This is a genomic window from Actinotalea solisilvae (assembly GCF_016464425.1).
Lineage (GTDB): Bacteria > Actinomycetota > Actinomycetes > Actinomycetales > Cellulomonadaceae > Actinotalea > Actinotalea solisilvae.
In genome coordinates this window covers 99,321-121,819 of record NZ_JADDKQ010000004.1, presented here as the reverse complement: position 1 = coordinate 121,819, position 22,499 = coordinate 99,321, and the positions used below count along the sequence as shown (strand labels likewise).

At 76.5% G+C, this 22,499-nt stretch carries 22 protein-coding genes; 5 read left to right on the top strand and 17 right to left on the bottom strand.

Annotation, left to right across the window (positions count from 1 at the left end; all coding sequences use genetic code 11):
* Positions 1-117: 117 nt before the first annotated feature.
* The 16 genes from JIG38_RS05425 to dacB all read right to left on the bottom strand — a co-directional run bounded on the left by JIG38_RS05425 (position 118) and on the right by dacB (position 17,730).
* The gene (locus JIG38_RS05425) at positions 118-1,866 is read right to left on the bottom strand and encodes an L-aspartate oxidase (RefSeq protein ID WP_199422744.1); all 1,749 of its coding nucleotides are present in this window, start codon (positions 1,864-1,866) and stop codon (positions 118-120) included.
* A complete protein-coding gene (gene panD / locus JIG38_RS05420; protein ID WP_199422743.1) occupies positions 1,863-2,288 on the bottom strand; it encodes an aspartate 1-decarboxylase in 426 nt (141 codons plus the stop codon). The genes JIG38_RS05425 and panD overlap by 4 nt, the downstream gene beginning before the upstream one ends.
* Positions 2,285-3,145 carry a pantoate--beta-alanine ligase gene (panC, locus tag JIG38_RS05415; protein ID WP_199422742.1) on the bottom strand — a complete coding sequence of 287 codons (861 nt, stop codon included), beginning with the start codon at positions 3,143-3,145 and terminating at the stop codon, positions 2,285-2,287. Before panC ends, panD begins: the two co-directional genes overlap by 4 nt.
* Positions 3,142-4,095 carry a Rossmann-like and DUF2520 domain-containing protein gene (locus JIG38_RS05410; RefSeq protein ID WP_199422741.1) on the bottom strand — a complete coding sequence of 318 codons (954 nt, stop codon included), beginning with the start codon at positions 4,093-4,095 and terminating at the stop codon, positions 3,142-3,144. The genes panC and JIG38_RS05410 overlap by 4 nt, the downstream gene beginning before the upstream one ends.
* Positions 4,092-5,543: a PH domain-containing protein gene (locus JIG38_RS05405; RefSeq protein WP_307844600.1), complete on the bottom strand. Its 1,452-nt coding sequence runs from the start codon at positions 5,541-5,543 to the stop codon at positions 4,092-4,094. Before JIG38_RS05405 ends, JIG38_RS05410 begins: the two co-directional genes overlap by 4 nt.
* Positions 5,540-6,049 (bottom strand): PH domain-containing protein, encoded by a 510-nt coding sequence (locus JIG38_RS05400; protein ID WP_372419840.1) that lies wholly within the window; start codon positions 6,047-6,049, stop codon positions 5,540-5,542. The genes JIG38_RS05405 and JIG38_RS05400 overlap by 4 nt, the downstream gene beginning before the upstream one ends.
* A 155-nt stretch (positions 6,050-6,204) precedes the next feature.
* Positions 6,205-6,693, bottom strand: coding sequence for a DUF3180 domain-containing protein (locus JIG38_RS05395; RefSeq protein WP_199422739.1), 489 nt, complete (start codon positions 6,691-6,693; stop codon positions 6,205-6,207).
* Positions 6,694-6,703: 10 nt separating this feature from the next.
* Positions 6,704-8,053, bottom strand: coding sequence for a 2-amino-4-hydroxy-6-hydroxymethyldihydropteridine diphosphokinase (gene folK, locus JIG38_RS20920; RefSeq protein WP_199422738.1), 1,350 nt, complete (start codon positions 8,051-8,053; stop codon positions 6,704-6,706).
* A complete protein-coding gene (folP, locus tag JIG38_RS05385; RefSeq protein ID WP_372419839.1) occupies positions 8,046-8,957 on the bottom strand; it encodes a dihydropteroate synthase in 912 nt (303 codons plus the stop codon). Before folP ends, folK begins: the two co-directional genes overlap by 8 nt.
* 221 nt (positions 8,958-9,178) lie before the next feature.
* The gene (locus JIG38_RS05380) at positions 9,179-10,123 is read right to left on the bottom strand and encodes a type IV toxin-antitoxin system AbiEi family antitoxin domain-containing protein (protein ID WP_199422737.1); all 945 of its coding nucleotides are present in this window, start codon (positions 10,121-10,123) and stop codon (positions 9,179-9,181) included.
* 451 nt (positions 10,124-10,574) lie between these two features.
* Entirely contained in the window at positions 10,575-11,228 is a 654-nt protein-coding gene (gene folE, locus JIG38_RS05375) for a GTP cyclohydrolase I FolE (RefSeq protein WP_199422736.1), read from the bottom strand.
* 13 nt (positions 11,229-11,241) lie between these two features.
* Complete coding sequence (gene ftsH / locus JIG38_RS05370) at positions 11,242-13,281, bottom strand: ATP-dependent zinc metalloprotease FtsH (RefSeq protein ID WP_199422735.1); 2,040 nt, start codon at positions 13,279-13,281, stop codon at positions 11,242-11,244.
* 175 nt (positions 13,282-13,456) lie between these two features.
* Positions 13,457-14,011, bottom strand: coding sequence for a hypoxanthine phosphoribosyltransferase (gene hpt, locus JIG38_RS05365; RefSeq protein WP_199422734.1), 555 nt, complete (start codon positions 14,009-14,011; stop codon positions 13,457-13,459).
* A gap of 20 nt (positions 14,012-14,031) precedes the next feature.
* On the bottom strand, positions 14,032-15,168 hold the full coding sequence (gene tilS, locus JIG38_RS05360; RefSeq protein WP_199422733.1) for a tRNA lysidine(34) synthetase TilS: 1,137 nt from the start codon (positions 15,166-15,168) through the stop codon (positions 14,032-14,034).
* Between the two features lie 7 nt (positions 15,169-15,175).
* Positions 15,176-16,309: an Rv3626c family coenzyme F420 biosynthesis-associated protein gene (locus JIG38_RS05355; RefSeq protein ID WP_199422732.1), complete on the bottom strand. Its 1,134-nt coding sequence runs from the start codon at positions 16,307-16,309 to the stop codon at positions 15,176-15,178.
* A 14-nt stretch (positions 16,310-16,323) separates the two neighbouring features.
* Positions 16,324-17,730: a D-alanyl-D-alanine carboxypeptidase/D-alanyl-D-alanine endopeptidase gene (gene dacB, locus JIG38_RS05350; RefSeq protein WP_199422731.1), complete on the bottom strand. Its 1,407-nt coding sequence runs from the start codon at positions 17,728-17,730 to the stop codon at positions 16,324-16,326.
* Positions 17,731-17,848: 118 nt separating this feature from the next.
* On the opposite strand from dacB, the gene JIG38_RS05345 reads away from it, so the two are divergent.
* Positions 17,849-18,358 carry an inorganic diphosphatase gene (locus JIG38_RS05345; protein WP_199422730.1) on the top strand — a complete coding sequence of 170 codons (510 nt, stop codon included), beginning with the start codon at positions 17,849-17,851 and terminating at the stop codon, positions 18,356-18,358.
* A 153-nt stretch (positions 18,359-18,511) separates the two neighbouring features.
* Here JIG38_RS05345 and groES read toward each other — a convergent pair whose 3' ends face one another.
* On the bottom strand, positions 18,512-18,808 hold the full coding sequence (groES, locus tag JIG38_RS05340; protein ID WP_199422729.1) for a co-chaperone GroES: 297 nt from the start codon (positions 18,806-18,808) through the stop codon (positions 18,512-18,514).
* Between the two features lie 268 nt (positions 18,809-19,076).
* Here groES and JIG38_RS05335 point away from each other — a divergent pair, with 268 nt between their 5' ends.
* The 4 genes from JIG38_RS05335 (at position 19,077) to JIG38_RS05320 (ending at position 22,478) form a co-directional block, all read left to right on the top strand.
* Positions 19,077-20,321 (top strand): THUMP-like domain-containing protein, encoded by a 1,245-nt coding sequence (locus JIG38_RS05335; RefSeq protein ID WP_199422728.1) that lies wholly within the window; start codon positions 19,077-19,079, stop codon positions 20,319-20,321.
* On the top strand, positions 20,321-21,457 hold the full coding sequence (locus JIG38_RS05330; RefSeq protein WP_199422727.1) for a glutamate--cysteine ligase: 1,137 nt from the start codon (positions 20,321-20,323) through the stop codon (positions 21,455-21,457). The genes JIG38_RS05335 and JIG38_RS05330 overlap by 1 nt, the downstream gene beginning before the upstream one ends.
* 89 nt (positions 21,458-21,546) lie before the next feature.
* Positions 21,547-21,921, top strand: a complete 375-nt coding sequence (locus tag JIG38_RS05325; RefSeq protein WP_199422726.1) for a PadR family transcriptional regulator — start codon at positions 21,547-21,549, stop codon at positions 21,919-21,921.
* Positions 21,918-22,478 carry a hypothetical protein gene (locus JIG38_RS05320; protein ID WP_199422725.1) on the top strand — a complete coding sequence of 187 codons (561 nt, stop codon included), beginning with the start codon at positions 21,918-21,920 and terminating at the stop codon, positions 22,476-22,478. Before JIG38_RS05325 ends, JIG38_RS05320 begins: the two co-directional genes overlap by 4 nt.
* The last annotated feature ends 21 nt before the right edge of the window (positions 22,479-22,499 follow it).

The following is a 22,499-nucleotide window of genomic DNA, read 5'->3' as shown; positions in this document are numbered from 1 at the left end:
CCCGCGGTCGTGCGCCACCGATGCGGGTTTCCCCGGGGCGCTGGTGCAGCGACACGGCCCGCGTTGCGCTCCAGCCCCGCTCGACCTCGTCGAGGGGAGTGCCGGGAACCATGCCGGTCACACCGGCGCAGGCACCGCCGGCTCGCCCGGCTCGGGCAGCAGCGCGCCGGCCTCGACCTTCACGGCGCCGTCCGGCCTGAGCCGCACGACGACGCGTCGGCGCCAGTGCGGGTCCCGCTCCGGGAAGTCCTGGCGGTAGTGGCCGCCGCGGCTCTCGGCGCGCTCCAGCGCGGCCGCGGAGAGCACGGTCGCGACCGCGTGCAGGTTCGTCGTCTCCCACTCCGCGGTCTGCGGCGCGGCGACGACGCCCGGCTGCTCGTGCGCGCGCGTCGGGACCGCGGCGAGCGCGTCGAGCGCCGCCTCGAGGCCCGCGCCCGTGCGGATGACGCCGGGACCGTTCTGGGCGATGCGCTGGATGCGGCTGCGCGCGGCGCCGGCGACGAGGCCGGGCTCGCCCGGGCGCTCGACGGGCTCGCGCTGCGGGAGGTCGCCGTCGGCCACGCGCTCGGTGATGTCCTGGGCCGCGCGGTGCGCGAAGACCAGCCCCTCGAGCAGCGAGTTGGAGGCGAGCCGGTTGGCGCCGTGCACCCCTGTGCACGCGACCTCGCCGGCCGCGTACAGGCCGTCGACGTCGGCCCGCCCGCGCAGGTCGGTGACGACACCGCCCGAGTGGTAGTGCTGCGCCGGCGCGACGGGCACGAGGCCCGTCGTGAGGTCGATGCCCTCGGCGAGCAGCCGCTCGTGGATCGTCGGGAAGCGCTCGCGGAGGAAGTCGGGACCGAGGTGGCGGGCGTCGAGCAGGACGTGGTCCTCCCCCGTCCGCGCCATCTGCCGGACGATTGCGTGCGCGACGACGTCGCGCGGCGCGAGCTCGGCGAGCGGGTGGACGTCGGGCATGAACCGCACGCCGTCGGTGTCGAGCAGGATCGCGCCCTCGCCGCGCACCGCCTCGGACACGAGCGGCAGCTGGCCCTTGGCCCCCGCGCCGAGCCACAGGACGGTGGGGTGGAACTGGACGAACTCGACGTCTGCCACGGCGGCGCCCGCGCGCAGCGCCGCGGCCAGGCCGTCGCCCGTCGCCTGCGCCGGGTTGGTCGAGGACTGGAAGACCTGACCGATGCCGCCCGTCGCGAGCACGACCGCGCGGCCCAGCGCGGCGCCGACGCCGTCGCGGCTGCCCTCGCCGATGACGTGCAGGGTCACGCCGCACACGGGCCCCGGGCGGCCCTCGGCGTCGGGCGCGGCGGTGAGCAGGTCGAGCACGAGCGCGTGCTCGATCACCTCGATGCCCGGGTCCGCGCGCACCGCCTCCAGCTGGGCGACGAGCGCGCGCGAGATCTCCGCGCCCGTCGCGTCGCCGCCGGCGTGCGCGATGCGGTCCGCGCCGTGGCCGCCCTCGCGGGTGAGCGAGATGGAGCCGTCGTCGTCCGTGTCGAAGTTCGCGCCGAGGGCGACGAGCTCGCGGACGCGCGCCGGGCCCTCGGTGACGAGCACCTCGACCGCGCGCGGGTCGCACAGGCCCGCGCCCGCCACGAGCGTGTCGGTGAGGTGCGCCTCGGGCGAGTCCTCGGGGTCCAGCGCGGCCGCGATGCCGCCCTGCGCCCAGACGGTCGAGCCGGACGCGAGCACGTCCTTGGTGACGAGCAGGACGCGGGGCACGCGCGTGCGCAGCCGCAGCGCTGCGGTGAGCCCCGCGATCCCCGAGCCGACGACGACGACGTCGGCCTGGGCGGTCCAGCCCGGCGCGGGCGCGGCGAGGCGCGTCGCGAGCCGCGCCGCGCCGCGCGGGACGCCGGTCGCGCTCACCGGGCCCAGGCGACGGCCGCCGTGCGCAGCCCCGCCGGGGCGGCGCCCGGGTCGTGCCCGACGTCGGCGATGCGGTTGTCCGCGTCGACGTGGACCACGTGCGGGCTGTACGTGCGCGCCTCGGCGTCGGGCATCTGCGCGTAGGCGATGAGGATGACGACGTCGCCCGGGTGCACGAGGTGCGCGGCGGCGCCGTTGACGCAGACGACGCCCGACCCGGGCTCGCCCGCGATCGCGTACGTGGTCAGGCGCGCACCGTTGGTGACGTCGACGACGTCGACCTGCTGGCCGGGCAGGATGTCCGCGGCCTCGAGCAGGGACGCGTCGACCGTGACGGACCCGACGTAGTCGAGGTCCGCGGCGGTGACGGTGGCGCGGTGGATCTTGCCCGTCATCATCGTGCGGAGCCAGCTGTCGGTCATCGCCCCTCCAGGGTGAGCGTCACGTTGTCGATCAGGCGCGTCGTCCCGACGCGGGCGGCCACGGCGAGCACGGCCGGCCCGGTCGCGTCCGCGGCGACGTCCGTCGCCGTGTCGTCGACGAGGGCGACGTAGTCGACCACGACCCCCGGCTCGGACGCCAGGACGTCGGCCGCCGCGCGCCGCACCTCGTCGGCCGGAGCACCCGCCCCGGCGGCCGCCTGCGCGGCACGGAGCGCTCTGTTCAACGCCCGCGCCGACGCGCGTTGTTCCGCGTCGAGGTACGCGTTGCGCGAGGACAGCGCGACGCCGTCGTCGTCCCGGACGGTCTCGACGCCCACGACCTCCACGGGCACGTCGAGGTCCGCGACCATGCGCCGCACCGCCATGAGCTGCTGGGCGTCCTTGCGGCCGAAGAGCGCGACGTCGGGCCGGACGAGGTGCAGCAGCTTGAGGACCACCGTGAGGACGCCGTCGAAGTGGCCGGGGCGGTGGGCGCCCTCGAGGCGCTCGCCGAGCGCGCCCGCGCTCACGCGCACCACGGGGTCCCCGTCCGGGTACACCTGCGCGACGTCGGGGGCGAAGACGAGGTCGGCGCCCGCGCCCGCGAGCAGCGCGAGGTCGCCCTCGAGGTCGCGCGGGTAGCGGTCGAGGTCCTCGGCCGGGCCGAACTGCAGCGGGTTGACGAAGATCGTCACGACCACTTCGTCGGCGCGCTCGCGCGCGGCGCGGACGAGGCTGAGGTGGCCCTCGTGCAGCGCGCCCATGGTCATGACGACGGCGCGCGTGCGCCCCGCGCGCGCCGGGCCGAGGGCGTCGGCAAGCTCGCTCCGGGTCCGCACGAGGCGCGGGGTGGTCATCGGTCCTCCGGGGTCTCGCCGAGGGCGTCGAGGACGTCCTGGGCCTGGGACGTGGTGAGGCGCCCGCCGGCGAGCGCCCGCGCGGCCGCGGAGCGCGCGAGCGCGCGGTAGGTGGGCGGCAGGTCCGCGGCCGAGGGCTCCCGCCCGGCGAGCGCGGAGAGCTCGCGCAGGTGGGCGCGGAGCGTGCCGGCGTCGCCGCGCACGACCGGGCCGGTGAGCCCCCCGACCCCGCTCGCGGCGGCCGCCGTGCCCGCGCCGGCCGCGGAGGCCGAGCCGAGGGCGCCGTCGAGCGCGGCCCCCAGGAGCGGCCCGAGGACGCGGTCCGGCCGCTCGACGCCGGCGGCGGCGAGGGCCTGCGCGGCCTGCGCGACGAGCACGACGAGGTGGTTGGCGCCGTGCGCGAGGGCCGCGTGGTACAGCGGGCGGTCGGCCTCGGCGACGACGACGGGCTCGCCGCCGATCTCGACGACCAGGGCCTGGCCGATGGGCAGCACGGGCCCCGGCGCGGTCACGGCGAAGGTGCAGCCGCTGAGCCGGCCGAGGTCGAGCGAGGTCCCCGTGAAGGTCATCGCCGGGTGCAGCGCGAGCGGGATCGCGCCGCGCTCGCGCGCCGGCGTGAGCACGTCGGTGCCGAGCGCGCCCGCGGTGTGCACGACGATCTGCCCCGGCTGCCACGCGCCCAGCCGGGCGAGGCCCGCCACGAGGTCCGCGAGGGCGTCGTCGGGCACGGTGAGGAGCACGAGCTCGGCGCGCTCGACGACCTGCGGCACCTCGAGCGCGGGCACGCCGGGGAGCATGATCTCGATCCGCTCGCGCGACGCCGCCGAGATGCCGCTCGCGCCGACGACGGCGTGGCCGGCCGCGCGCAGCGCGCTGCCGAGCACGGCGCCCACACGTCCGGCGCCGACGACGCCGACCCCGAGGCGCCCCGGCTGGCCGCCCGCCGTCACGCGGGCACCCGGCGCATCCAGCGCTCGGGTCCGGCCGCGGCGCGGGCCCGGCGCGCGCGGTCGGCCTGCTGCCCGAGCAGCGCGCCCGCCGTCGCGGCGTCGAGGTGGGGCACGAACGGCCGCACCGGCCCGGGCGTCGAGTGCAGGACGACGGTCGCGAGGCCCAGCCGCCGCTGGAGCGGTCCCTGCGTGAGCCCGAGCGACTGCGTGCGCTCGTGCGGCACGACGACGAGCCGCCGCACGAACCGGCCGGACCGCACGAGGACGGCGCGCTCGGTGGAGACGACGGCCGTCCGGCGCCACGCGAGGGGGTCGAGCCAGCGGGCCCGCCGCGGGGACCCCACGGACCCGGGCGCGGCCCCGGTCCCCGAGAGCGCCTCGTCGAGCACGGCGCGCGGGTCCTCGACGCCGAGGTCGGGCAGCACGAGCCACAGCGCGAGGAGGGCGTCGTCGCGGTCCCCCACGGGCAGCAGGACGTTCTCGGTCTGCTGGTTCTCCGCCTTGCCGTACCCGGCGACGTTGACCTCGACGCGCCACCAGTCCTTGCGCCGCCACAGCCACGCCTGGCTGAGCCGGACGGCCTGCACCCGACCCGGGGGGAGCGTCTGCGAGCGGGACTCGAGCAGGCCGTGGCGCAGCCGGATGCCGTCGGGCGACTGCGCGGCGCGGAAGTTGAACTCGCCCGCGAACCGCTGCCACAGGTAGCCGCCGACGCCGAGCACCATGGGCAGGAGCGAGAACGCGACCGAGATCTCGCCCGACGCGACCGTCGCGACGACCGCGCCGACGATGCCGAGCGTGAGCACGACGATCGTCACCGACCGCAGCAGCGCGCCGAGCAGTCGGCCGACGGGGACCGCGAGCACCTCGCGCTCGGGCGCCGCGGGCGCCTCGGGCTGGTCCTCGGTGCCGAACTCGATGCCCGCGGAGCGCGCCAGCAGCTCGTTCCGCAGCCGCTGCGCGGCGTCCTCGCGGAGGAACGACAGGGTGACGGTCGAGTCGGAGCCGCCCGCCACCTCGAACCGCAGCTCGGCGAGGCCGAGGAGCCGCGCGAGCACCGGCTGCACGACGTCGATCGCCTGCACCCGGTCGAGGCGCGCGGTGCGGTGCTGGCGGAAGAGGACGCCCGTCTTGAGGTAGACCGCCTCCGCGTCGACGCCGTAGCGCGTCATGCGCCACGCGAGGGCGGCGTAGCCGAAGCCGAGCGCGGCGACGAGGGCGATCACCCCGACGACCGGGAGCCAGCCGACCGACCGGACCAGGTCGCCCGCGTCGAGGAGGTTGGGACCCACCTGCTGCGCGAGGATCACGAGCAGGACAGCGATGATCTTCCAGCCCTTGACCGCGGGCGTGACCGGGTGGACCCGGTGCCACACGGGCTCGCCGACGGGTCCGGCCGCGGCCGGGTCGGCCTCGGGGACCGCGGGCAGGGGGTCCTGCGCGGTCACAGCCCCGCCAGCTGCGCCTCGCCGCGCGCGGCGAGGCGGTCGCGCAGGCGCGAGGCCTCGGCGGGCGGGAGGCCGGGGATCGCGGCGTCCGTGCCGGGCGAGGCGGTGTGCAGCTGCACGCGCGCGATGCCGCACCAGCGGTCGAGCGGGCCCGCCTGGACGTCCACGAACTGCATGCGCCCGTACGGCACGACGACGATCGACCGGAACATCACGCCCTTGCGGATGAGGAGGTCGTCCTCGCGCTCGGCGTAGCCCCACGCGCGGACCTGCCGCGGCACGACGAACGCGACGAGCGCGAGCACCGCGAGGACGACGGCCGGGACCGCCCAGAGGCCCGCGAGGCCGCTCAGCACGGCGGCGACGACGCCGCCCGCCAGCGGGAGCAGGAGCGAGAGACCCGCCGTGACGAGGCGCACCGTGACGAGCCGCGGCGACACCGACTGCCACCGGACGCCGACCGGGTCGAACGGCCCGACGGCAGGGTCCACCGCGAGCGGCTCCACCGGGACCGCGACCGCGGGCGCGGGCGGCGGGGGCGGCGGCGCGGGCGGGGGCGGCACAGACGCCGCGGGCGTCGTGGCGGACCCCCCGGTCCAGGGGCCGTGCTGCCCGTGCGGCTCCGGCGGGACGGGCTGGGTCATGCCGACCATCCTTGCACTCAGGCAGCGCTGCCCGAGGCCGCCGACGCCCCCGGTCCGCCCGGCTCGTCGTCGGGCGGCGGCACCTCGCACCAGCGCTCGACGACCAGGCCGATGACGGCGAGCGCGACCGTGCAGAGCATCGCGAGGCCTGCGCTCACGGCGAGGTCGCGCCGCGCCGCGATCTCCAGGTCGCCGAGGACCACGAGCACGTGCGCCGCGTACCAGCCGCTCAGCAGCGCGCCCGTGTAGGCCGACGCCGTCGCGAGGACGACGGTGCGCGCCGCGAGCAGCGGGTCGAGCCCCGGGCGGTTGCCCTGCGTGAACTGCCGGACCGACCAGCCGAGGCTCAGGACCACGCCGGCGATGAGCAGCACGACGACCGACGACAGCAGCGGCACGGGCAGCAGCGAGGCGCCGCGGCTCTCGGCGGCGCGGAGCCCCGCGAACACCACCACCGCGGCGAGCGCGGCGATGAGCAGCAGACGCGGCCAGGGCGTGCGGCGCATCAGCGTCGGTTCACTCGGGTGCCGCCCACCAGTCGAGCGCCATCCAGCGGATGCCGCCGCGGTCCGGCGCGGTCTGGGCGAGCGCGGCGACCGGTCCCCCGCCGAGGCCGGGCAGGACGGCGTCGGGCTGGACCTGCGCCCACGGCTCGAGGACGAAGGCGCGCTCGTGCGCGCGCGGGTGGGGCAGCTCGAGGTCGTCGGCCGCGGCCACGACGCCGTCGTACACGACGATGTCGACGTCGATGGTGCGCGGGCCCCAGTGCTCGGTGCGCACCCGGCCGTGCGCGTCCTCGAGGCGGTGGCACGCGGCGAGGAGCGCGCGCGGGCTCAGCGTCGTGCGGACGAGGACGACCGTGTTGAGGAAGTCCGGCTGCTCGGGGCCGCCGACGGGCTGGGTCCGCGCGAGGGGCGCGATGGCCGTGATCTCGATGCCCGGGGCCTCGGCGAGGTCGAAGACGACCTGACGCAGGACGTCGTGGCTCGCGCCGATGTTGGAGCCGAGCGCGAGGACGGCGCCGACGGGCGCAGCGGGAGCCGCGTCGAGCCGGTCGACGGGCGGGCCGTCGACGACGGGCGCCGGGCGGGCCGGGTCCGGCGCGGGTGCGGTGAGGACCGCAGTCGCGTCCGGCGGGGGCAGCTGCGGGATGCCCACGCCCGGCGCGGGCGGCGCCGGCGGGGCGGGCGGCGGCGGGGGACCGGCGTGCGCGGCGACGCCCGCGCCTGCGACGGCGGCACCGGCCGTGGCGCCCAGCGGCGCCACGCCCTCGACGCTCGCCCAGTCGGGCACGAAGAGCGCGGTGGCCTCCGTCGGCTCGGGCTGCGGGATGCCGGCGTCGTGCCGCGGGGCGGTGCGCGCGACCGCGGGCTCGGCCCAGCGCGCGGCGTCGGGTCCCGCCTCGGGCGCGGGGACCTCGTCGGGCACGTGGCCGAGGCCGTCGACGACCACGGGGGGCGCGCCGACCGAGGGCACGTGCGTGCGGTCTCGGTGGATCTGCACCCTGACGTCGCCGAACGGCACCGTCACGGGCGCCTGGGGCTTGTGCACGACGACGTCGACGGCCTCCACGCCGCGGTGCGTGAGCGCGACGGCCGCGATGCGCTCGGCGACCGTCTCGACGAGGTCGGCGGGCGTCCCCGCGAGGACGCCCGCGACCTGCTCGCTCAGGACGCCGTAGTCGACCGTGAGGTCGAGCCGGTCCTCGGCCGCGGCCGGGCGGGTGTCGACGTGGAGCGTGACGTCGGCGACGAAGGTCTGCCCGTCGCGTCGCTCGTGGTCGAAGACGCCGTGGTGGCCCGTCGCGGTGATGCCGGACACGGTGATGCGGTCGCGGGTGGGGTGGCCCGCGGTCGACTCATGCACGATGGTCTCCGTCCTGGGTGTGGCTGTGCTGGTCCTGCCGCTCGTCCCGGGCCGCCGACCAGGCGGCCGCCACCCGCACCGCGTCCGCCGAGCCTGCCACGTCGTGCACCCGGACGCACCAGGCTCCGCCGAGGGCGGACAGGGCGCTGATGGCCGCCGTCGCGCCGTCGCGCGCGTCGGGCGGGGCGGGCGTCCCGTCGGGCCCGGCGAGCAGGTGGCCGAGGAACCGCTTGCGCGAGGCGCCGACGAGCACGGGCCGGCCGAGGGCCTGCAGCGCGTCGAGGTGCGCGAGCAGCGGCCAGTTGTCGCGACCCGGCTTCGCGAAGCCCAGACCCGGGTCGAGGACGACCTGCTCGCGACGCACGCCCGCGGCCTCGAGCGCCGCGAGGCGCGCGGCGAGCTCGTCGCGGACGTCGACGACGACGTCGTCGTAGGTCGCGTGGTCGTCCATGACGTCGGCGTGGCCGCGCCAGTGCATGGCGACGTAGACGACGCCGGTCTCGGCGACGACGTCGACCATCGCCGGGTCCGCCAGGCCCCCCGAGACGTCGTTGACGACGTGCGCGCCCGCCGCCACCGCGTCCCGCGCGACGGCCGCCCGCGTCGTGTCGACGCTGACGACGGCGCCGGCCGCGACGAGCTCGCGCACGACCGGGAGCACACGACGCCGCTCCTCGTCGGGCGGGACGCGCTCCGCGCCCGGGCGGGTGGACTCGCCGCCGACGTCGAGCACGTCCGCGCCCTGGGCGACGAGCGCGAGCCCGTGGGCCGCGGCGGCGGCCGGCTCGAACCACCGCCCGCCGTCGCTGAAGGAGTCCGGTGTCACGTTGACGACACCCATGACGAGCGTCCGGTCGAGCACCGTGAGGCGCTCCGGCAGCGGCTCGGGGTGCAGGCGCGTCACGGATCCACCCTAGAGCCGCCCACCGACTCCCCCGACCGCCCGACGTCCTGGGTCCGCCACGCCGGCCGGCGTCCCCGCTCCCCTCCCCGCCCCGGGAGCAGCCCTGCCGAGGACGCGAAGGCTTGGTCGCGTTCCGCGCGACCAACCCTCCACACGCGACTCGACCGTCCCCGCCCGGGCAGGGAGACGGGACGCGCGGGACCGCTCCGGGCACGCGGTGGTCAGCGGGGCGCGACGGAACACGTGGGGCCGCAGGGGCGCGGACTCCCCCGCCACCCGAGCCGACGCAGGGCGACGCCGACCTGCACCGCCGTCGCGCACGGACGCAGGACGTGCCGCCACCGGTAGCGCAGGGTGAGGTCACCGAACGAGAGCAGGACGGCGTTGTCCCGCCAGACGTCGTCGTCCGTGCGTCCGCCGGGATGCGCGACCTCGCCGTCCAGCTCGACCGTCAGCCCGACGTCGTCGTACCGCCGGTCCGCCCGGGTCCACCGGCCGCCCACCACGCGCCGGGCCTGCGCCCGCGAGCGCGGGAGCCCGTGCCGTCGCTCGACGTCACGCTGGTACCTCAGCTCGAGCGCCGACTCGACACCGTCCCGGACCGCGCCGAGCAGCTCCTCGAGGAGGCGTCGTCGTCCGACGGCCGGCCGCGCCGACAGCGCGGCGAGGATCTCGTCCGGCCTCGTCCCCGCGCGGACGGCGGCGCACACGACGGAGACCGCCTCGTCGACGTCCCCCCTCGACGCGACGAGGTCCACCACGGTGTCCGCGCGGCCGACCGACACGATCCCGGCGGTCGTGGACGGCATGGCGCGACGCAGGTGGACGACGAGACCGTCGGACCGCATCACCCGCCGGTGCGCCGGCACGCTCACGTCGACGAGGGAGGGCTCCGCCCGGAGGAACCGGTGCAGGTACCCGGCGCTGGCGTGGCTCAGCGCGGCGCCCGGCCCCGCGTAGAGGAGGCCGGCTCGCGCCCTCGTCAGCCAGGGCAGCGGCCCGGAGTGCACGACGACGACTCCCCGATGCAGGCGCTGCCAGTGACCGGCCGCGACGAGGCGTGCCACCCGGTGCTTCGTGAGCCCGAGGCGGTCGGCCTGGGCAACGGTGATCGCGTCGTTCTGACGGGCCGCCAGCCGGAGTACCGACCCAGGGATGCGAGCCATGCCGCCAGCATGTCGAGCGGCGGTGCCGCGCCGTCGCCGGACCGCTCGGCCTGTGGACAGGGCAGAGCCCGGATCGGTGGTGGACGACCGGCCGCCGCGGCGCTCGCTGGGCTCAGCGGCCCGCGATGCGAAGGGTTGGTCGCGCGCTCAGCGACCAACCCTTCACGCCGGCGGGTGCGCCACGGCACCACCCGCGGGGCCGCGCGGGCGGGACCGCGTCGCCACCACGCGGATGCGTCGGCGTCGGCGTGAGCGTGTGAAGGGTTGGTCGCGTGCGCCGCGCCCAACCCTTCACGCCGACCGCGGCCCAGTCCCGACGGGGTGGCCACGGCGCACACCGGCAGTGCGCGCACACCCGCGGTGCGCGGGCGGGCGCGGTGCGCGGGCGGGCGCGGTGCGCGGGCGGGCGCGGTGCTCGGGCGGGCGCGGTCAGCGGGCGGGCGCGGGGGCGTCAGCGGCCGAGGATGAGGCTCATGGCCTCGGCGCGCGTGGTGCCGTCGCGCATCTGGCCGCGGACGGCCGAGGTCACCGTGCGCGAGCCCGGCTTGCGGACGCCGCGCATCGACATGCACAGGTGCTCGCACTCGATGACGACCAGCACGCCGCGCGGCTGGAGGATCTCGACCATCGCGTCGGCGACCTGGGACGTGAGGCGCTCCTGGACCTGCGGCCGGCGCGCGTAGAGGTCGACCAGCCGGGCGATCTTCGACAGGCCGGTGATGCGACCGTCCGCGCCCGGGATGTAGCCGACGTGCGCGACCCCGTGGAACGGCACGAGGTGGTGCTCGCACGTCGAGTACACCTCGATGTCCTTGACCAGCACCATCTCCTCGTGGCCGAGGTCGAAGGTGGTCGTGAGGACGTCGCGCGGCTCCATGTGCAGGCCGGCGAACGTCTCCGCGTAGGCCCGCGCCACGCGCGCGGGGGTGTCCCGCAGGCCGTCGCGGTCCGGGTCCTCGCCGACGGCGAGCAGCAGCTCGCGCACCGCGCGCTCGGCACGCTCGTGGTCGTACCGGACCGCCATCGAGACGCCGTCGGCCACGACGACGTCGTCCTCGAGTCCCGCGTCGGCGGGCAGCGGCAGGTCGTCAGCCGTGTGCGTCATGCGCGCGCTGCCGTCAGCCGTCGGCCCGCGGCGTCACGCCGCCGACCTGGCCGCCCGGGGGCACCTCGCCGACCGGGTCGGCCGGGTGCTCGGGCTTCGCCGCGGCGGCCTCGTCCTGCGGGATGACCGGGTGTCCGTTCGACGCCGCCTTCTCCCGCTCCGTCTGCACCGGGGGGATGCTCGAGACCGTGCGGTCCGGGCTCGAGAGCCACACCTCGCGCGGCTCGCGCTTCGTCACGGGCGCGAAGATCTCGGCGAGCTCGGCCTGGTTGAGCGTCTCGCGCTCGAGGAGCTCGACGACGAGGGTGTCGAGGACCTCGCGGTAGTGGTTGAGGATCTCGTAGGCCTCGTCGTGCGCGAAGTCCATGAACCGGCGGACCTCGACGTCGACGACCGACGCGACGTCCTCGGAGTAGTCCCGCCCGTGGCCGACGTCGCGCCCGAGGAAGACCTCGCCGCTGTCCTGGCCGAGCTTGACCGCGCCGACGCGCTCGCTCATGCCGTACTGCGTGACCATCTTGCGGGCGATCGCGGTGGCCTTCTCGATGTCGTTCGAGGCGCCGGTCGTCGGGTCGTGGAACACGACCTCCTCGGCCACGCGCCCGCCCATGGCGTAGGCGAGCTGGTCGAGCAGCTCGTTGCGCGTCGTCGAGTACTTGTCCTCGGCCGGCATGACCATCGTGTACCCGAGGGCACGGCCGCGCGGGAGGATCGTCACCTTGGTCACCGGGTCGGTGTACCGCAGCGCCGCCGCCACCAGGGCGTGGCCGCCCTCGTGGTACGCGGTGATCTTCTTCTCCTTGTCGTTCATCAGCCTGGTCCGCCGCTGCGGGCCGGCGATGACGCGGTCGATCGCCTCGTCGAGCTCGCGGTTGCCGAGCACCTGGAGCCCGCCGCGCGCCGTGAGCAGCGCGGCCTCGTTGAGCACGTTCGCCAGGTCGGCACCGGTGAAGCCGGGCGTGCGCTTCGCGACGGCGTGCAGGTCGACGTCGGGCGCCATGGGCTTGCCCTTGGCGTGCACCGTGAGGATGCGCTCGCGGCCGCGCAGGTCGGGCGCGTCGACCGCGACCTGGCGGTCGAAGCGGCCCGGACGCAGCAGCGCGGGGTCGAGGATGTCGGGCCGGTTGGTGGCCGCGATGAGGATGACGTTCGCGTTGACGTCGAAGCCGTCCATCTCGACGAGCATCTGGTTGAGCGTCTGCTCGCGCTCGTCGTGGCCGCCGCCCAGGCCGGCGCCGCGGTGACGGCCGACGGCGTCGATCTCGTCGATGAAGATGATGGCGGGCGCGTTCTGCTTGGCCTGGTCGAAGAGGTCGCGCACGCGGGACGCGCCGACGCCGACGAACATCTCGACGAAGTCCGAGCCCGAGATCGAGTAGAACGGCACGCCCGCCTCGCCCGCGACGGCGCGTGCGAGGAGCGTCTTGCCGGTACCGGGCTGGCCGTAGAGCAGCACGCCCTTGGGGATCTTGGCGCCGACGGCCTGGAACTTGGCCGGGTCCGCGAGGAACTCCTTGATCTCCTGGAGCTCCTCGACCGCCTCGTCCACGCCCGCGACGTCGGCGAACGTCACCTGCGGCGTCTCCTTCGAGACGAGCTTCGCCCGCGACTTGCCGAACTGCATGACCCGCGAGCCGCCGCCCTGCATGCGCGACATGAGGAACCAGAACAGGCCCAGGATGATGACGAACGGCAGGAGCAGGCCGAGCAGGCTCGCCCACCAGGACGTGCGCGGGACCTCGGAGTTGAAGCCCCCCTCGGGGTCCGCGTCGACGATTGCCTCCACCACGGCCTCGCCCTGCGGCTGCACGTAGTAGAACTGCACGTTCCGGCCCTTGTCCCCGAAGTCCTCGGAGAGCGTGAGGTCCACGCGCTGCTGGCCGTCGACGATCTTGGCCTGCTCGACCGTGTCGCCCCGGAGGAGCTCGAGGCCGTCGGACGTGTCGATCCGCTGGATGCCCGTGGACATGAAGGACGACGCCCCCAGCCACAGGATGAGGACGGCCAGGAGGATCCAGATGGCGGGGCCACGGGTGAGGCGCTTGACGTTCATGGGTGACGGGGCCGGAGCCCTATCCCTCCTGGTCGCGGGGCAGGTCTGACGTGCACGTTACCCGCTGGGCCCGCGGCGCCCCCGCCGTGTTCGCGCAGGGCGCGAGCGGGAACCGTGGAGGGTTCCCGCACGTTGGGTCCCGAGGTCGCCCCCGCGTGCGCGCGGGGCTCCGGGCTCAGTCGCCGTAGACGTGCGGCGCGAGCGTGCCGACGAACGGCAGGTTCCGGTACTTCTCGGCGTAGTCGAGCCCGTACCCGACGACGAAGTCCGTCGGGATGTCGAAGCCCACGTACCGCACGTCGACCTCGACCTTGGCGGCCTCGGGCTTGCGGAGCATGGTCGCGATCTCGACCGACGCCGGACCGCGGCTGCGCAGGTTCGCGAGCAGCCAGGAGAGCGTCAGCCCCGAGTCGATGATGTCCTCGACGATGAGCACGTGACGGCCCGTGAGGTCCGCGTCCAGGTCCTTGAGGATCCGCACGACGCCCGACGACGACGTGCCCGCCCCGTAGGACGAGACGGCCATCCAGTCCATCTGCACCGCCGTGTGCAGCCGGCGCGCGAGGTCGGCCATCACCATGACCGCGCCCTTGAGGACGCCGACGAGCAGCAGCTCGCGGCCCGCGTAGTCGGCGTCGATCTGCGCCGCCATCTCGTCGAGCCGGGCCTGGAGCTGCTCCTCCGTGAGGAGCACGCGCTCGAGGTCGTCACCCATGTCCGCCGGATCCACCGCTCGCCGCTCCCTGTGCCTCAGCCGTCGTGCCCTGTGTGCTGGTCGTGCTCGTCGTGCTCGTCGCGCGCCGCGCTCGTCGGTGGAGCGGGCCGGACGCACGTCAGCCTGCCACACCGCCGGTGCACCACGCCGCCACCCGGGACGGCCGCGCCACCCTGCCCGCGCCAGTCGGTGACCAGCCGGTCGACCGCCTCGACGTGCACGCGCCCGACGTCGCCCGCGGGCGCTCCCCACGCCACGAGGGCCGCGCGCAGGGCCCGCCGCCGGACGGCCGGCGCGAGCGCCGCGAGCGCCGCGACGTCGAGCGCGGGACCCGGCCCCGCCCCGTCCCCGGCGGCCGGTCCGGGCACGGTCACGCCGCCGTCGGGCGCCACCCACGCCGCGGCGAGGGCGTCCGCCGCGAGCGCGGCGAGGGCGTCGTCGTCCTCGCGCAGCAGGTCCGCGGTCCGGGCGAGGGACGGCACGACGGCGGGGCCGAGCACGTCCGCGAGCACGGGCAGCACCTCGCCGCGTACGCGGCTGCGCACCGGCGCCGCGCCCGACGTCGCGCCGGCCGGCGCCGGCGTGTTCGTCGGGTCGTGCCACGGGTCGAGGCCCAGCGCGGCGCACGCGCGCTCGGTCGTCGCGCGGCGCTCCCCGAGGAACGGCCGCCGCAGCAGCCCGCGCCGCCGCGGCATCCCGGCGAGCGACCGCGCGCCGGACCCGCGCGCGAGCCGCAGGAGCACCGTCTCGGCCTGGTCCTCGAGGGTGTGCCCGAGCAGCACCGCGACCGCCCCGCGCTGGGCGGCGACGTGCTCGAGCGCCGCGTACCGCGCGGACCGCGCGCCCGCCTCGGGTCCCCCGTCCGCCACGTCCACCGCGACCGGCACCACGTCGACCGGGTCGAGCCCGAGCGCGCGGCACGCGCCGGCCGCGCGCACAGCGACAGCGTCGCTGCCCGCCTGCAGCCCGTGGTCCACGACGACGGCGCCCGCGCGCAGGCCGAGCCGCGGCGCGACGAACGCGGTGGCCGCCGCGAGCGCGAGCGAGTCGGGCCCGCCCGAGCACGCGACGAGGACCAGCGGCGCCGGGCCGGCGCCGCCACCGGCGACGCCGTCCAGCTCACGCCGGACGGCCGCCCGCAGCGCGGCGACGGCGGGGTCGGGCCCGGTCACGACGACCTCAGCCGTGCACGCGCCGGACCCACGCGCGCGGGTCGGCGATCTCGCGCGCGGACGGCAGCGCGTGCGGCCCGGCCCAGACCGCGTCGAGCGCCGCCGAGCCGCCCGTCGTGCGCACCGCGCGCACGAACGCGGCGCCCCGCCGGTACTGGGCCATCTTCGCCTCGAGCCCGAGCAGCCGGCGCAGCACGCGGTCCGCCGGGGACGCGCGGCGTCGGCGCTGCGCGTCGAAGCGCGCCCGCAGGCGGCGCGCGCTCGGGATGCTGCGCGCGCCGACGGAGTCCATGGCGACCTCGGCATGCCCCTCGAGCAGGGACATCGTCGCCGTGACGGCGTCGAGCCGCTCGCGCTGCGCGGGGTCGAGGACCAGCCCGAGGACGCCCAGGTCGTCGTCGGCCGGTCCGTCGGCCACCCCCGCCGGGCGGGAGGACCCACGGCGCCGCGCCGCGCTCAGCGCACGCTCGACCGCCGAGGTCAGCTCGGGCCCGCGCGCGGACAGCTCGGCGACGAGGCCGCGGACCTCCGTGCGGAGGTGGTCGGCGAGCCACGGCGCCGCGGCGAACTGGAGCGCGTGGGTCTGCTCGTGCACGCACACCCACAGCGCGAAGTCGTGCAGGTCGGCGCTCAGCCGCGCGCGCATGTGCAGCACGTTGGGCGCGACGAGGACCAGCCGGCCGCCGGCCGGGGCGTCGGTCGCGAAGGGGTCGAACTGCCCAAGGACGCGCGCTGCCAGCAGCGACAGCAGCCCGGCCGCCTGCCCGGTCGCGGGTCCGGCCCGCAGGTGGTCCACGACGCCGTCGGGCGCGCGGTCGGGCACGGGCGCGAGGCCCTGGAAGGACCGCGCCGCGGCGAGCGCCCAGCCCGGCCGGTCGAGGACCGCGACGGCGGCGCGCTGGTCCTCGCGACCGGCCGCCTTGACGGCGGTCCCGAGCCGCGACGCGCGCAGCGCGAGCGGGTAGGCACGCTCGGCGGCGTCCCGGAGCGCCGCGACGGCCTCCGCGGCCTCGTCGCGGGTCACGGCCGGACCGGGCGGGGCGAGCCGGCCGGCCCAGCGCGCCGCCCGGTCCCAGTCGACGACGAGGAGGTCGCTGACGCGGCCTCCCCCGGGCGCGCCGGGGGCCGCGTCGGACCTCACCGCGCGGGCCGGCGTCACGCGAGCCCCACGACCTGCTGGACGAAGGCGTCGACCGCCGCGCGCGGCCCGGGCTGGCCGCCGGGCGGGGTCGCGTCGGCGAGCACCGCGAAGGCGAGCAGGCGGCCGCCGGAGGTCTGGATCGTCCCCGCGAGCGACGTCACGCCCGGGAGGCTGCCCGTCTTGGCGCGCACCAGCCCCTCGGCCGGGCCCTCCTCGAACCGGTCGGCGAGCGTGCCCTGCCAGCCCGCGACCGGCAGGTCGAGCAGCACGGGCAGCAGCTGCGGGTTGGCCGGGTCGGCCGCGGCGGCGACGAGGCCGACGAGCAGCGACGGCGGGAGGGCCGACAGGGCGGAGAGGCCGCTGCAGTCGCGCAGCACGGCGCCCTGCGTGTCGAGCCCCTGCCGACCGAGCTCGGCGAGCACGGCCGCCGTCGCGCCCTCGAAGCTCGCGGGCAGACCGTGCTCGACGGCGACGAGCCGCCCGAGCACCTCGGTGATCGCGTTGTCGGACACCTGGACCGCGTACCGGACGATCTCCCGCACGGGCGCGGACTCGACCCGACCCACCTCGAGCGCCCCCGCGGGCGCCTCCTGCCGCACGGGCGCGCCCGTCACCGCGATGCCCTGGGCCGCGAGCGCGGCGGCGAACGTCTCCGCCGCCTGGAGCGCCGGGTCCGGCCAGCGCGGCGGGTACTCGCCCTCGCGCATCTTCGCGACGTCGACCGCGAGCGCGGCGACCGGCGCGACGAACCCCTGGGCGACGTCGGACGGCTTCCACTCGGGGTGCAGCAGCGGTCCGCTGAAGAGCCGGTCGTCGAGGCCGAGCGTGACCTCCGCGACGCCCGCGAGCCGCAGCGCGCGCGCCGTCTGCGCGGCGAGGTCGACGAGCCCCGCGCGCCCGCTCACCGCGTCGGGGACCCCCGCACCCGCGCCGAGCATCATGTCGCCGCCGCCGACGAGCACGAGGCGGCCCGGCTCGGGCTGGACGACGGTGGTCGGGAGGGTCCGGTCCGGCCCGAGCGCCGTCATCGCGGCGAGCCCGGTGAGCAGCTTGGCGGTCGAGGCGGGCACGCGCGGCGCCGCGCCGCCGAGGTCCGCGAGGACCTCCCCGGTGAGCACGTCCTGCACGACGACGCCCGTCGACGCGCCCATCCGGGCGTCCGCCACGAGCGCCTGCGCGAGGGCCGTGACCTCCGGCGCCGGGGGCACCGGCGCCGACGGGTCGAGCGTCGCGACGACGGGCGTGACCTCGGGCGCGGGCACCGCGCCGGGGACGGCCGGGAACGGGGCCGGCGGGGCGGGCTCGGGCTCGAGCGTCACGAGCCCCGGCACGACGTCGTACGCGTCCGCGGCGGCGTAGCCGCCCGCCCCGAGGACGAGCGTCACGACGACCGCACCCGCGACCCGCGCTGCCGTCCCCATGCCACCTCCTGGTCCCGCGGGTGCCGTGCGCGCCGCGGCTGCAGCGCTCGCGCTGCCGGTGGGCCACACTAGTCACAGCACGCCGCCGGTCCGGGCGGCCACACCCGAGGGAGCGCCCGTGGAGTTCGACGTCACCATCGAGATCCCGAAGGGGCAGCGCAACAAGTACGAGGTCGACCACGAGACGGGTCGCATCCGGCTCGACCGGATGCTCTTCACCTCGACGCGCTACCCCGACGACTACGGGTTCATCGAGGGCACGCTCGGCGAGGACGGCGACCCCCTGGACGCCCTGGTCCTGCTCGAGGAGCCGACCTTCCCCGGCTGCCTCATCCGGTGCCGCGCGCTGGGCATGTTCCGCATGCGCGACGAGGCGGGCGGCGACGACAAGGTGCTGTGCGTGCCGATGGGTGACCAGCGTGCGTCGTGGCGCCAGGACATCGACGACGTGAGCGAGTTCCACCGCCTCGAGATCCAGCACTTCTTCGAGGTCTACAAGGACCTCGAGCCCGGCAAGTCCGTCGAGGGCGCGCACTGGGTCGACAAGGCCGCGGCCGAGGCGGAGATCCAGAACTCGATCCAGCGCGCGATCGACACGGGCTACTACGAGAAGCACGGCAAGCACTGACCCGACGGGGCGCCCCGAGCGCCCGCCGACGACGAGGGCGCCCGGACCGCGGGGCGGGGGGCCCCCGGCGGGGGCGGGGGGGGTGCGCGGTGCTGGGGCCGCCGCCCCGCGGGGCGCGGCCGCCCGCGGCCGGCGGCCCCCGGCGGGCTCAGCTCACTTGACGACGACCGCGAGGATGTCGCGCGCCGAGAGGATGAGGTACTCCTCGCCGGAGTACTTGACCTCGGTGCCGCCGTACTTGCTGTAGATGACCGTGTCGCCGACAGCGACGTCCAGCGGGACGCGCTGGCCGTTGTCGTCGACCCGGCCCGGGCCCACCGCGAGGACCTCGCCCTCCTGGGGCTTTTCCTTCGCGGTGTCCGGGATGACCAGACCGGAGGCCGTCGTCTGCTCCGCCTCGAGCGTGCGGACGACGACGCGGTCCTCGAGCGGCTTGATGGAGACCGACACAGCGGACCTCCCCTTCGCATTCGTGGGAACGGATCGTGTTCATGGCCGCGGGACCTGCGGGCTGCCCGTCGTCGCGGGTGCCGGCCAACCCCTCGGGTCCCGGTGCGGCTGGCACCCTCCGAGGAGGAGTGCCACCGTGAAATCTATGCGTGTCGTTAGCACTCGGTCAACACGAGTGCCAACGGCCCGGCGCCCCGGCGCACCCGGCACGCGCGTCGGGGGCCGCGCCCGCCGACCGCCGACCGGCCTCCGTGGAAGGATCGCCGTCGTGGACGAACGCGCGCTCTCCCTGCTGCTCAGCCCTGACGGGTGGGCGCTCCTCGGCGCGCTGCCGCCCTACGACGAGCGCCTCGCGATGGTCCTCTCGGACCGCCTGCGCAAGGAGGGCGTCGAGCCGGACCTCGTCGCGGCGGCGCTCACCCAGTCGCGCCTGCGGGCGAAGGGCCGCGAGAAGTTCGGCGACTTCGCGGACGGCATGCTCTTCACACCCGCGGGCCTGGAGCAGGCGACCCGCCTCACGGTCGGCGCGCGGCACGCGCACCGGTACACCGCGGCCGGCTGCACGCGCGTCGCGGACCTCACGTGCGGCATCGGCGGCGACGCCATGGCCCTCGCGGCCCTCGGGCTCTCGGTGGTCGCGGCCGAGGTCGACGAGCTCACCGCAGCCGTCGCGACCGTCAACCTCCGCCACTTCCCCGAGACCGTCGTCCGGCACGTCGACGGCCTGACGCTCGACGTCGCCCGCGACGGCACGGAGGGGATCGACGGCGTCTTCGCGGACCCCGCCCGCCGCACCGCCGCCGGGCGACGGCGCCACGACCCGGCCGCCTACACCCCGCCGCTCGACGACGTCCTCGAGGTGCGGCGCCGCAACCCGGCCCTGGGCGTCAAGGTCGGGCCCGCCATCCCCCACACCGCCGTGCCGGACGACGCCGAGGCCCAGTGGGTCTCCGTCGACGGCGACGTCGTCGAGGCGGGGCTGTGGTTCGGCCCGCTGGCGACCGACGGGCCGGGGCGCACGGCGCTCGTGCTGCGCGGCGAGACGGCGGCGACGCTGCGCACGCCCGACGACGGCGTGCCCACCGCCGACGCCGGGCCGCCCGGTGCCTACCTCTACGAGCCGGACGGCGCGGTGATCCGCGCGGGCCTCGTGTCGCTCGTGGCCGAGCGCGTGCACGGCCGGTTGCTCGACCCCACCATTGCCTACGTGACCTCCGACCACCTCGCGCCGGGCGCCGAGCGCCCCACCGGCACCTCGTCCGCCGACGACGTCGACGTGCGGGCCCTGAGCACCGCCTACCGCGTGCTCGACGTCATGCCCTTCGGCCTCAAGCGCCTGCGCACCGCGCTGCGCGAGCGCGGTGTCGGCCGCGTGACGATCAAGAAGCGCGGGACCGCCGTCGTGCCCGAGCAGCTGCGCAAGCAGCTCGACCTGCGCGGCGACGCGGAGGCGACCGTGGTGCTGACGCGCGTCGGCGGGACGCAGCAGGTGCTCCTGGTGGAGCCCGTCTGATGCGGATCCCGTTCGCGACCTCCGAGCGCTCGACGCTCGGCGTGGAGTGGGAGCTCGCGCTCGTCGACAGCGACTCGGGCGACCTGCGGCAGGTCGCCCAGACGGTGCTCGACGCGGTCGCGCCGCCGGGTGGCGGCGAGCACCCCACGATCCGCCAGGAGCTGCTGCTCAACACGGTCGAGATCGCGACGCGCGTGTGCCGCACGGTCGCCGAGGCGGGGCGCGACCTCCAGGCGAGCATCGACGAGATCCGCGCGGTCACCGACCCGCTGCGGGTCGAGCTCATGTGCGCGGGCACGCACCCGTTCGCGCGCTGGGCCCAGCAGAAGGTCACGGACAAGGAGCGGTACGCCACGCTCATCGACCGCACCCAGTGGTGGGGCCGGCAGATGCTCATCTACGGCGTCCACGTGCACGTCGGCATCGAGGACCGCGAGAAGGTCCTGCCGATCCTGCGTGCGGTGCTCACGTACTTCCCGCACCTGCAGTCGCTGTCGGCGTCGTCGCCGTTCTGGGGCGGCAAGGACACGGGCTACGCGTCCAACCGCGCGTTGATGTTCCAGCAGCTGCCCACCGCCGGGCTGCCGTTCCAGTTCGACCGCTGGGAGCAGCTCGAGGCGTACACCGCCGACATGATGCACACGGGCGTCATCGACCAGTTCGACGAGATCCGCTGGGACATCCGCCCGTCCCCGCGGTTCGGCACGCTCGAGGTGCGCATCTGCGACGGCGCCTCGAACCTCGAGGAGGTCCTCGCCTTCACGGCCGTGACGCACTGCCTCGTGGAGCACTTCTCGACGATGCTCGACGAGGGGCGCGAGCTGCCGTCGCTGCCGCCGTGGTTCGCGCAGGAGAACAAGTGGCGCTCGGCGCGCTACGGCATGGACGCGATCATCATCCTCGACCGGGCCGGCGAGGAGGAGCTCGTCACCGACGCGGTCTCGAAGCTGCTTGTCGACCTCGAGCCCGTGGCCGAGCGCCTGGGCTGCAGCGCCGAGCTCGACGGCGTCCGGACGATCCTGCGCCGGGGCGCGGGCTACCAGCGCCAGCGCGCGGTCGCGCGGCGCCACGGCGGCGAGCTCGACGCGGTCGTCGCGTCCCTGGTCCAGGAGATGCGCGCGGGCAAGCCCCTCTGACCCCCTCCGCCGGGCGCTGCCGGGCAGGGGCCCATGCTGGTGTCGGGCAGGTAGTTGGCATTGCCAGATAGTAGGTATAGCCTTAGCGCATGACCGACGTCGCGCGTGACCCGCAGCTCCTCAAGGGGGTGCTGCCGATGCTCGTGCTCCTGCTCCTCACCGAGCGCGAGTCCTACGGGTACGAGCTCGTCACGCGCCTGCAGGCCGACGGCCTCACCGACATCGCCACGGGGACCGTCTACCCCGTGCTCACGCGTCTCGAGCGCGAGGGCCTCGTGACCTCGCAGCTCGTGGCGTCCTCGTCCGGACCCGCGCGCAAGTACTACCGCCCGACGCCGGCCGGGGCGGCCCAGCTCGCCGACGCCGTCCGCGGCTGGTCGCACCTCACCGCGACGGTCCGGACCGTCCTCGACCGCACCACCGCCGACCCCACGACCGTCTCCCGAGAGCAGGAGCAGCCATGAGCGACCCGACCGCCCCCGCCACCCCGACGAGCCGCGCGACGACGCCGGACCGCCCCGTGCGGCCCACGGCCGTCGACGTCCTGCGGCGCGAGTGGTACCTCCTGCGCCTCTCGTGGCACATGCAGGACCACCCGGGCCGCGAGGAGAAGCGCATCCGGCGCGAGCTGCGGGCAGCGCTCACCCTCGCGGCGGCCGACGTCGGCATGGCGCAGGCCGTGCGCGACCTCGGCCACCCGATGGTGCTCGCCGAGAGCTACCGCGCGGACCTCGGCCGGCCGCTGCCCCGCTGGACGGCGGGCGCGGTGAGCGCCACCCTGGCCGCCGCCTTCCTGCTCTACCTCGCGGGCGCCTACGCCGTCGGGACCCTCGACACGCTCGAGGCCCTCGGCGGCGGGACGCTCACGCGGTACCCGCTGGGCGGCGAGACGACGTTCACCGTCGCCGACGACGCGTTCTCGGTGGAGTCGACGCTCGGCGCCCCGGGCGTGCTGCTCGTGCTCGCGGTGGGCCTCGTCGCGTTCGTCCTCGGCTCGCGCCTGTGGCGCGTCCTGCCCTGACGCCGGGCCGGGGCCGCGGGG